Raw genomic sequence first — 2694 nt, forward strand, 5'->3', positions numbered from 1 at the left:
CGCTGGCCGGTCCCCTGCACACGCCGACCGGCCCGATGCCCGGCGCGACGCCGTACGGCGGGTCGAACGCCACCCAGCGGGTCGCCCCCGACGTCACCCAGCGCCTCGCGCAGACCGCGACGCCGGACGCCACCCAGCGGGTGGGTTCCGGCCAGGCGGACTCCACCCAGACGGTGTACGGCCGCCCGCCGGAGGCAGCCCAGCCCGGGTACGGCGGCGGCCAGTGGTCCGTGCCGGGCACCGGTCAGCCGTGGACCTCGCCGAGCACCGCGCCCGGCGGCGCCGCCGGCCCGCTCGGCGGGGTGACGGGCGCCGGCAGTCGACTGGTCGGCACGGTGAAGGGCTGGCCGCGCAAGGTGCAGCTCGCTGCGGCCGGCGGTCTCGCCGTGCTGCTGCTGATCGGCGCGGTCGCCCTGTTCGGCGGCGGCGACGAGCCGACCCGGCCGATCGTGACGACTCTGCCGACCGCGACCGCGGACGCCGGCCCGGGCGTGGCCATGCAGGAGTACTCGGGCCGGGGCGTCACCGTCCAGGTCCCGAAGGGCTGGGAGCGCAAGACCGGCGGCGTCTACGTCGACTACGTGGACCCGGCGGACGAGGGCCGGAAGGTACGCATTCTCGCCGAGAAGTGGGGCGGCACCTCGATGAGCTGGGCGGAGTTCGCCTCGAAGAACCTCAAGAGCAAGAGCAAGGTGTGCGCCGACCCGTACAACCAGCTCTCGATGACCGAGCAGGAGCTGGCCGGCGAGCCGGCAGCCGAGTTGGAGTACACCTGCGGCGAGGGCGACGCCATGCGGCACGGCGTGTGGCGTGGGGTGGCACACGACGGCAAGATCTACTCGTTCTACCTGAGCGCGACGGACGCCAAATTCGCCGAGAGCAGGGCGATCTTCGACGCGATGGTGAAGTCGTTCCAGCTCACCGGGGCCAACTGAGCCGAGGGCAACGGACAGTGGTGATCCGCCGCCGTGCTATCAAGAGGCAATGGCGGCGGAAACCACTGACCTTGACGTCCTTCGCGAGCAGGCCCGACGGTGGCTCGACGACGACCCCGACCCGACCAGCCGGGATGAGCTGCGGGCGGTGCTCGGCGCGCTGCCGGGCAGCGCGCCGGAGCTCGCCGACCGGTTCGCCGGGCCGCTGACCTTCGGCACCGCCGGGCTGCGCGGCCCGCTGCGGGCCGGCCCGAACGGGATGAACCTCGCCGTGGTCACCCAGGCCGCCGCCGGGCTGGTCGGCTGGCTCGCCGCCGAGGGCGGGACCGGGCCGCTGGTGATCGGGTACGACGCCCGGCACGGTTCCCGGGCCTTCGCCGAGCGCACCGCCCGGGTGGCCACCGGGGCCGGTCGGCCGGCGCTGCTGCTGCCCCGGCCGCTGCCCACCCCGGTGCTCGCGTACGCGGTGCGGCACCTCGGCGCGGTGGCCGGCGTCATGGTCACCGCGAGCCACAACCCGCCGCAGGACAACGGCTACAAGGTCTACCTGGGCGCGCAGCTCGGCGGGGAACTCGGTGCGGGGGCGCAGATCGTGCCGCCGGCCGACGCCGGGATCGAGGCCGCGATCCGGGCGGTCGGGCCGCTGGCACAGGTGCCGCTCGGCCCGGCCGGCCAGGTGCTCGGCGACGACCTGGTGGCGTCCTACGTAGAGCGGGCCGTCGCGGTGATCGATCCCGACGGGCCACGGGAGCTGTCGGTGGCGTACACGCCGCTGCACGGGGTGGGCGCGGCAGTGTTGACCGCGGCCTTCGCCCGGGCCGGTTTCCCGGTGCCCGGGGTCGTGCCGGACCAGGCGGAGCCGGACCCGGCCTTCCCGACCGTCAGCTTCCCCAACCCGGAGGAGCCGGGCGCGGTGGACAAGCTGGTCGCGCTCGCCGACTCGACCGGCGCGGACCTCGCCATCGCCAACGACCCGGACGCCGACCGCTGCGCGGTCGTGGTGCGGGACGCCGCCACCGACGGCTGGCGGATGCTGCGCGGGGACGAGGTGGGGGCGCTGCTCGCCGACCACCTGATGCGCCGCGGGGTCCGGGGGCTCTACGCCACCACCATCGTGTCGTCGTCGCTGCTGCGGGCCATGTGCGCCGCCCGCGGCCTGCCATACGACGAGACGCTCACCGGGTTCAAGTGGATCGTCCGGGCCGGTGGCGGGGCGGAGCCGCTGGTCTTCGGCTACGAGGAGGCGCTGGGCTACTGCGTCGCCCCGGAGCACGTCCGGGACAAGGACGGCATCACCGCGGCGCTGACCGTCGCCGAGCTGGCCGCCGGCCTCAAGGCCCAGGGACGTACCCTCACCGACCGGCTCGACGAGCTGGCCGCCGAGTTCGGCGTGCACCACACCGACCAGCTCTCGGTCCGGGTCGAGGACCTGCGGCTGATCGCCGGGATGATGACCCGGCTCCGCGCGGCCGTTCCGAGCACCCTGCTCGGGCACCCGGTCACCGGGGCCACGGATCTGCTCCCCGAGGCGGACGTCGTGATCCTCCGCACCGACGCGGCCCGGGTGGTGATCCGGCCGTCCGGCACCGAGCCGAAGCTCAAGGCGTACCTGGAGGTGGTGGAGCCGGTCACGGACGGCGACGTCGCCGCGGCCCGGCAGCGCGCCGCCACCTCGGTCGCCGCGCTCCGCGCGGAGATCGCCACCGCCCTCGGAGTCTGAATCGGCCGCGGACGCCCACGCCGTCGCGCGGCCGGGCGC

2 protein-coding genes are annotated in these 2694 nt (G+C 75.2%); both read left to right on the plus strand.

Features of this window, described 5'->3' with window-relative positions; genetic code table 11:
• Window positions 1-935, plus strand: a 935-nt coding sequence (locus DKL51_RS30160; protein WP_221623262.1) for a serine/threonine kinase C-terminal domain-containing protein, incomplete at its 5' end; no start/stop codon positions are given.
• Between the two features lie 49 nt (window positions 936-984).
• Window positions 985-2655, plus strand: a complete 1671-nt coding sequence (locus DKL51_RS30165; protein WP_109946777.1) for a phospho-sugar mutase — start codon at window positions 985-987, stop codon at window positions 2653-2655.
• Window positions 2656-2694: the final 39 nt, after the last annotated feature.

Source organism: Micromonospora globispora, from assembly GCF_003857015.1.
Classification (GTDB): domain Bacteria; phylum Actinomycetota; class Actinomycetes; order Mycobacteriales; family Micromonosporaceae; genus Micromonospora; species Micromonospora globispora.

Excerpts from the sequence above, each read along its gene's own strand:
- DKL51_RS30165 (WP_109946777.1), top strand. The coding sequence starts at position 985 with ATGGCGGCGGAAACCACTGACCTTGACGTCCTTCGCGAGCAGGCCCGA.